Origin of the sequence: Vibrio sp. 10N.286.49.E11 (genome assembly GCF_041469505.1) — a bacterium.
Classification (GTDB): Bacteria; Pseudomonadota; Gammaproteobacteria; order Enterobacterales; family Vibrionaceae; genus Vibrio; species Vibrio crassostreae_C.
Genome location: NZ_JBFRKQ010000113.1, coordinates 19,112 through 27,082, shown reverse-complemented (window position 1 = coordinate 27,082; position 7,971 = coordinate 19,112). Strand labels below are relative to the sequence as shown.

Sequence of the window (7,971 nt, the reverse complement as noted above, 5' to 3'; positions counted from 1 at the left end):
CAGATTTACAGTCTGCTCCCTTTGGCCACTCGGGAACCCCTCCAGGGTGTGTCTTACTCTTCACAAAGTAAGCCTAAATTGATGTTTTCCCATAAGCCCATCAATCAGGTTGTTCTCTTAACTCTTAAAAGAGGTAAGAAGAATATGGTGGAGGGAGACGGATTCGAACCATCGAAGGCAGTGCCGGCAGATTTACAGTCTGCTCCCTTTGGCCACTCGGGAACCCCTCCAGGGTGTTTTTCCTAACTCATAATGGATAGGCTAAAGAGATGTTTTTCCCAACGCATCTCTCAAGTGCGGAGCGCATCATAGCAAACACGTTAAACCTGTAAAGAGTTTTTCTTATGGTTTTGTGTTGAATGCTGCCTTTTTGGGCAAAGATGGCGAAAAGTACGCATATTGCTCGGGAAGTGAACATCTGTACTAAGGTTTACGTAGTGATAGGTAACACCTTGAGGTAACTCGCTTTCTGCATTGTGTTTGGTTTGTGCAATTCGCCAAGAAACGTAAATGGAATTTAATCTAGATTTACACTTCTTGACGTTACAGCATTCATCAGTTGATAGAATACGGTTAATTTCATTTATAGATATTAAATCTCACTTGCAGACCATTATTATGAAGCGTAAATCTGTTTTAACCCTGCTTAGCTTGTCTATTCTTATGGCGTCTCCAGCCGTACTCGCTAAACGTATGGGCCCAAGCACTGTCACTGTTGTTACTGAGCAGGTTGATATTCACCAAGTTAGCCAATCTCTTTCGTTGGTCGGTAAGCTAGAAGCCGAGCAATCGGTAATGATCACTTCTGAAGTGGCTGGCAGAGTGGACTCTATCAACATTAAAGCCAATCAAGATGTCACTAAAGGGCAGATGTTGGTTCAACTCGACGATGACAAAGCAAAAGCGGCAGTTGCAGAAGCGCAAGCTTATCTAAAAGACGAGCAACGTAAGCTGGCGGAATTTCAACGCCTAGTGAAACGTAACGCGATCACGCAAACTGAAATTGACGCTCAGAAAACCAATGTAGAGATCGCCAATGCTCGTTTAGCTGCTGCAAATGCCAACCTGAAAGATCTTCACATCAGCGCGCCATTCTCGGGCACTGTTGGTTTTATCGACTTTAGCCGCGGTAAAATGGTGACTGCAGGTACTGAACTCGTGACCTTAGATGACCTATCGGTAATGCAATTAGATCTGCAGATCCCGGAGCGCTACCTTTCTAAACTGTCTAAAGGTATGAAAGTAACGGCTCGTACTAGCGCATGGGGCGACACTCAGTTCACTGGTACTGTAGTAGGCATTGATTCTCGTATTAACGCTGAAACCTTGAACCTTCGAGTTCGAATCCACTTCGACAACAATAATGATTATCTAAAGCCAGGTATGTTAGTGGCGGCGGATATGGACTTCCCACCAGTGGAAGCGCCAATCATTCCAGTTCAAGCGCTTGAGTATTCAGGTACGAAGCGTTTCGTTTATGTTATCGACGAAGATAATAAAGCAACTCGTACAGAAGTTTTCCTTGGGGCACGTATCGATAACGAAGTCGTGATCGACAAAGGCATCGAAATTGGCCAGAAGATCGTGGTGCAAGGTATCGTGAACATGCGTGACGGCGTCTTGGTTCAAGAGCTTGCCGTTAATCGCCCAGCTGATGCAGCAAGTGATAAAAAAGCACAAGAAGGCGCTAACTAATGTTGTTATCTGATGTTTCTGTAAAGAGACCAGTAGCGGCCGTCGTATTGAGCCTACTATTGGTTGTGTTTGGTATTGTCTCTTTCAATAAGCTCGCGGTTCGTGAGATGCCAGATATTGAAAGCCCGGTAGTATCGATCAGTACTCGTTATGAGGGTGCGTCTGCCACCATCATTGAAAGCCAAATAACCTCCAACCTTGAAGACCAGTTATCCGGCATCAGTGGTATCGATGAGATCGAATCCACAACGCGTAACGGTATGTCCCGTATCACGATTACTTTTGAGCTTGGTTACGACCTCAATACCGGTGTGAGTGATGTTCGTGATGCTGTAGCTCGTGCGCAGCGTTCATTGCCAGATGAAGCCGACGACCCAATTGTTTATAAGAACAATGGTAGTGGTGAAGCTTCGGTCTACATCAACTTAAGTTCGACGGAGATGGACCGAACGCAGTTAACCGACTACACCGAACGTGTGTTGATTGACCGCTTTAGTTTGATTTCTGGCGTGAGCTCGGTGGATATCTCAGGTGGCTTGTACAAAGTAATGTACGTGAAGCTGAAACCTGCGCAGATGGCGGGTCGTGGTGTTACTACCTCGGACATCACTTCTGCTCTGAACAGTGAGAACATTGAAAGCCCAGGTGGTGAAGTACGTAACGATGCGATTGTGATGTCGGTTCGTACTGCTCGTTCTTACACTGAAGCGGAAGATTTCGAATATCTAGTCGTTAAACGTGCCTCTGATAACACACCTATCTACTTGAAAGACGTAGCGGATGTTTACATTGGCGCAGAAAACGAGAACTCGACCTTTAAGAGTGACGGCGTTGTTAACGTAAGCATGGGTATCGTGCCTCAGTCAGATGCGAACCCACTTGAGGTGGCTGACTTAGTCCATAAAGAAGTCGAAGCAATTCAAAAGTTCTTGCCAGACGGTACTCGTTTAGCTGTCGATTATGACTCAACAGTCTTTATTGACCGTTCAATCTCAGAGGTATACAGCACACTCTTTATCACGGGTGGCTTGGTTATCCTTGTGCTTTACATCTTTATTGGTCAAGCACGTGCAACACTTATTCCAGCGGTAACCGTACCTGTATCTCTGATCTCGTCGTTTATTGCCGCGTACTACTTCGGTTTCTCCATCAACCTGATTACCCTGATGGCACTTATCCTGTCGATTGGTTTGGTGGTCGATGATGCGATCGTGGTGGTTGAGAACATTTTCCACCATATTGAACGTGGTGAGTCACCGCTGCTTGCTGCCTATAAAGGTACTCGTGAAGTAGGCTTTGCGGTAATCGCAACAACGCTTGTATTGGTAATGGTATTCCTACCAATCTCGTTCATGGACGGCATGGTTGGCCTATTGTTTACCGAGTTCTCTGTATTGCTTGCGATGTCGGTGATCTTCTCGTCGCTAGTCGCATTAACGCTAACGCCAGTGCTAGGCAGTAAGATCCTTAAAGCGAACGTTAAACCAAACCGTTTCAATTTGTTTGTCGAGCGCGTATTTGGCAAGCTTGAGTCTGGATACCGCGCGGTATTGCGCCGTGCTCTTAACTGGCGTTGGGCCGCTCCAATCATCATTATCGCGTGTATGGGCGGTAGTTATGGCTTGATGCAACAAGTGCCGTCGCAACTGACGCCACAAGAAGACCGTGGTGTTATATTTGCGTTTGTTCGTGGTGCCGATGCAACCAGTTACAACCGTATGTCTGCCAACATGGACATCGTTGAAGAACGCTTAATGCCATTGCTTGGTCAGGGCTTCTTGAAGTCATTCAGTATTCAATCACCAGCGTTTGGTGGTAATGCGGGTGACCAAACGGGCTTCGTAATCATGATCCTAGAAGACTGGGATGAGCGTGACGTTACCGCACAAGAAGCGTTGAACGAAGTTCGTAAATCGTTGAACGGCATTCCAGATGTGCGTGTATTCCCGTTCATGCCGGGCTTCAAAGGTGGTTCAAGTGAGCCTGTTCAATTCGTACTTGGCGGTTCTGATTACTCTGAACTTCAGAAGTGGGCAGAGCTCTTAAAGCAAGCGGCTGAAGATTCTCCAATGATGGAAGGCGCGGACATCGATTACTCTGAGAAAACACCAGAGCTATTGGTAACCGTAGATAAGCAGCGTGCAGCAGAGCTAGGTGTTAGCGTTTCAGACATTTCAGATACGTTAGAAATCATGCTTGGCGGCCGCAGTGAAACGACCTTCGTTGACCGTGGTGAAGAGTACGACGTGTATCTGCGTGGTGATGAAAACAGCTTCAACAACGCGAACGATCTAAGCCAAATCTACATGCGAACTCAGTCTGGTGAGCTGGTTACACTTGATACGCTGACGCACATTGAAGAAGTGGCTTCATCGATTCGTTTGTCGCACTACAACAAGCAGAAATCGGTGACCATTAAAGCGAACCTAATGGAAGGTTACACGCTGGGTGACGCGCTCGATTTCCTTGATGAACAAGCGATTGAACAGCTACCGGGTGATATTTCAGTGAGCTACTCTGGCGAGTCAAAAGACTTTAAAGAGAACCAATCAAGTATCCTAGTGGTGTTTGCGCTAGCGATGCTGGTCGCATACTTGGTACTGGCCGCGCAGTTTGAAAGCTTCATTAACCCGCTGGTGGTGATGTTCACCGTACCTATGGGTATCTTCGGTGGCTTCTTAGGCTTGGTGCTGATGAGTCAAGGGCTCAACGTCTACAGCCAGATTGGTATGATCATGTTGATCGGTATGGTAACCAAAAACGGTATCTTGATCGTAGAGTTTGCTAACCAACTTCGTGACCGTGGTATTGAGTTTGAAAAGGCGATCATTGATGCTTCTGCTCGACGCTTACGTCCAATCATGATGACGGCATTCACGACGCTGGCTGGTGCAATTCCATTGATTACTTCAACGGGCGCAGGCTATGAAAGCCGAGTGGCTGTGGGTACGGTTATCTTCTTCGGTATGGGCTTCGCGACATTGGTTACTCTGTTCGTAATTCCTGCGATGTACCGACTGATTTCAGGATCAACACGCTCTCCGGGTCACGTGGAAGCGGAACTTAATAAAGAGCTTAGCCATGACAACGTGGGAAGAACCAGTCACGGTTAATGAACACGCACGATTAATGAACACGGAATAGTGTAACAATATTGAAAAGCCTGCGTTTGCTCCTAGCGAATTGCAGGCTTTTTTACAGCCAACATATCTAATAAGTTGTTGTGAGGGAGTAATAGTCACTCCCTTTTTAATTGAATTTATTAGATTGTTAGTCTAACCTAAAGTTAGATTGACTTTGAAGGGGCTGTTATGGATCACTATTACCATCTCATTGCAACAAGTAAAGAGGTAGAGATTGGGGATATTGAAGAAGATATCTCAGGAGATAAACCTGATTTCTCTATTCACAAACCTATGCGTTTCGATGGTGTGAAATTACTGTTTACCTCAGAGGGTGAGCCTGAGTTTTATGCTAACGCTTATATTCTGAGTCGTCGTATCGTTGAAGGTATAAAGAACACTGAACCTACCTCTTATGCTTTACTTCGTTTCTTTAGGTTTCTAGGGAAGAACAATCTCAACTGGAATGACGAAAATCAAGAGCTTGAACGTTATCCCATTTACCTGTTCCGAGCTTACTTAAATAAGCAAATTGACAGCGGCAATATGAGGCGCAGTGTAGGTTCAACAACCTTGTCCGTAATTAGAAGATTCTATGTGTTTTGTCTGCGACATGGTTATGTTGAAAACCTCCCTTTTGAAGTAACTGGTTACACCAAATATGGCCAGATGCTTACAGACATAACCATTACCAGCCCGAAGCAGGAAACCACGTTAACACCAATGAATGACATGGATATTCAGCATATAAGAGACAACTGGCATCGTGCAGGGGTTTCAGGTGAGTTTAGGTTACTCGTTGCAACTGCTATCAACTCAGGATTAAGAGCAATAGAGGTTGCTGACTTAAAACCTCGCCATGTGAAAGTGCCCAAGGGGTTTAGGGGTAAAACGTTCACCAACATTAAGATTGGTAATTCTCACGGTTGCCGAACTAAGTTTGGTACAAACCGAGTGATTTCAATGCCAGTGTGGTTAATGGAGCAGTTATCTAAATACTGTGAAAGTGAGCGATATAAGGAGCGTGCTAGGTTGTATTTTTACAATACAGGTGATGAAGATGCCCCTATTTTCATCACTAAAGAAGGTAATAGATTTAAAGAAGAAAACGAAAAATCAAACTCAATCGACGCCCTCTGGAGTAAATTGCGAAGTGCGATAAAAGAGAACAGTAATCCGCATTTTGACCATATTTTTCATGATACAAGAGTCACTTTTCTCGCCAATAAGTTTGAGCTTTTGGTTAACATGGATGACATCACAACCTCCCAAGCATTGAAGTTACTCAAAGATGAAGCGGGTCATAAAGATTTAAGTGTCACCATGCACTATTTAACGCATTGGGAAGGCAATCCAACTAAGAATCAAGTGCCTGAATTAATGATGAACTTACTGGATGAGGCTGACATTTTATGACCGATAAAATAGATGTTAACAAGCCAGAAAATGCTCGCATTTATCGCTCTATCCCAACGGATGAAATGCAATCGGACAACCCGTTAGCAACGATTCATCAATGGAAGTATGTGTGGAAAAATGGCAACGGCACTAATTCTAACTGTAATTTTGAAGAGTTACTGCAATACAGCACCAAGAAGCATGTTCGTTTTCTTATCTCTAAGTTTGACCAGTCTGGGTGGGCTGAGTCTGGAAAAGTGGTATATTTTACAGACATAAAAGCCATATTGTCGCACGCCTTTAATGAGAAGAAAGGAAAGCAAAAGGTTGAGTTATCCCCTGAATCTGCCAGTACCTACATTCAAGCGCAGTGGTTTTCAATAAGAACAACGGGTGTTGGGTTGCGTGGTAGACCTAAAAAGGCCAAAACCCTCGGGTGGGAGGCATCGAAATACAGCTCTATGCTCAAGAAATTTGGTTTGGGCGCAATTCCCAAGGCACTTCGAAACCTTGACACTAACTCTGCTTCTCTTGATTCGAACAACTACACCCAAAAAGAGTTAAAGAAAATAGGTCGCGCTCTTTTATCCGATAGAAAAGCGCTCAATAAGCGTTATCTGGACGAATCTATTAGCGATTATCAAAGAAGGTTGGCGTTTGATAGCTTAATAAATAATGCCGTATTTCTATACATCTATTACACGGCGGTAGGTCCGGCAGAGGCGCTAAATACCTTCGTGTTAGAAGATGAATGGAAAGTCGATAACATCGGTGGGAACCGCATCTCCGTTAAGGGCTTAAAAACTCGTGGTTACAAAGAAGAAACGCGTTCATTTACTCCTAGGGCTGCATCAAAAACCTTTTTTGAAGAACACATTCAGCTATCAAAACTTAACGCTGAAGATTTAAAGTTGGATAAACATTACTTGTTTGTTCGCAGAAGCGGTGAAACACCTAATCACATGAACTTGCGGTACTACGTTAAAGGATTGATGGAGCGCTCTACAACGTTAAAGTTGGCCGTATCGAGCAACCCAAACTTTAAATTGAGCTGTATGCGGTTAAAGTCCTCGATTAAACAGTATGCCGAGAGTCAATACGGTCGGATGGGAGCAATGGAAAGCTCACGCAACCAATCAGAAAGCACTTGGAATAATTCGGAATATGGCAAGAACTCCAAGGCCATCGCAAGGAGAGAGCTGGCGGTAGGCGGAGCGACATTATACGCTTATGCTCAGAACCCGACAGGTGGCGCTACGGTCGCTATTGCAAAGACAAAAGCTAAGTATTGTGAGGTTTTATCAGTTGAAGAGGCTGATGCACTTAGAACAGCCTCTAAGCACACTGTTGATGATGTATCCAATGGTGGTATCTGTAAGGGTGAGGACACACCTCAGAAACGTGAATTCCAAAAGACGAATTTGGATGTAGGGTTGTTAGAAGAAGACGATGTAAAGGATTTGGGATGTGGGTATGTCATTAAATGCTTTATGTGTCGTAACTTCGCCGTTGTCGACGAAGTTCATGATATTTGGCGTTTTCTTTCATTTGAACTGAGGTTCAAAGAGGCGTTAATTGCTCATAAAAATTTAACGCATTTCATTAAAAACTTCAGTGACGTTCAATCTTCCATCGTGGAAATCAAAAAACGCTTTAAAAAACGCAACCTAAAGGCCGCAGAAGCCTACCTCAAACGTCAAGGGTGTCATCCTCTGTGGGATGAAGATTCCATTTCAGATGTCTTTAAGGGGTAACT

At 44.4% G+C, this 7,971-nt stretch carries 4 protein-coding genes and 1 tRNA gene; 4 read left to right on the top strand and 1 reads right to left on the bottom strand.

What is annotated here, in order from left to right; all coding sequences use genetic code 11:
• Nucleotides 1-145: 145 nt before the first annotated feature.
• Nucleotides 146-230, bottom strand: a tRNA-Tyr gene (locus tag AB4167_RS21270).
• Between the two features lie 388 nt (nucleotides 231-618).
• Here AB4167_RS21270 and AB4167_RS21265 point away from each other — a divergent pair.
• The 4 genes from AB4167_RS21265 to AB4167_RS21250 all read left to right on the top strand — a co-directional run bounded on the left by AB4167_RS21265 (nucleotide 619) and on the right by AB4167_RS21250 (nucleotide 7,969).
• Nucleotides 619-1,695, top strand: a complete 1,077-nt coding sequence (locus AB4167_RS21265; protein ID WP_102393841.1) for an efflux RND transporter periplasmic adaptor subunit — start codon at nucleotides 619-621, stop codon at nucleotides 1,693-1,695.
• The gene (gene vexH / locus AB4167_RS21260) at nucleotides 1,695-4,808 is read left to right on the top strand and encodes a vibriobactin export RND transporter permease subunit VexH (protein ID WP_017062023.1); all 3,114 of its coding nucleotides are present in this window, start codon (nucleotides 1,695-1,697) and stop codon (nucleotides 4,806-4,808) included. Before AB4167_RS21265 ends, vexH begins: the two co-directional genes overlap by 1 nt.
• Nucleotides 4,809-5,006: 198 nt before the next feature.
• Complete coding sequence (locus AB4167_RS21255) at nucleotides 5,007-6,233, top strand: site-specific integrase (RefSeq protein ID WP_102420184.1); 1,227 nt, start codon at nucleotides 5,007-5,009, stop codon at nucleotides 6,231-6,233.
• Nucleotides 6,230-7,969: a hypothetical protein gene (locus AB4167_RS21250; RefSeq protein ID WP_372136978.1), complete on the top strand. Its 1,740-nt coding sequence runs from the start codon at nucleotides 6,230-6,232 to the stop codon at nucleotides 7,967-7,969. Before AB4167_RS21255 ends, AB4167_RS21250 begins: the two co-directional genes overlap by 4 nt.
• Nucleotides 7,970-7,971: the final 2 nt, after the last annotated feature.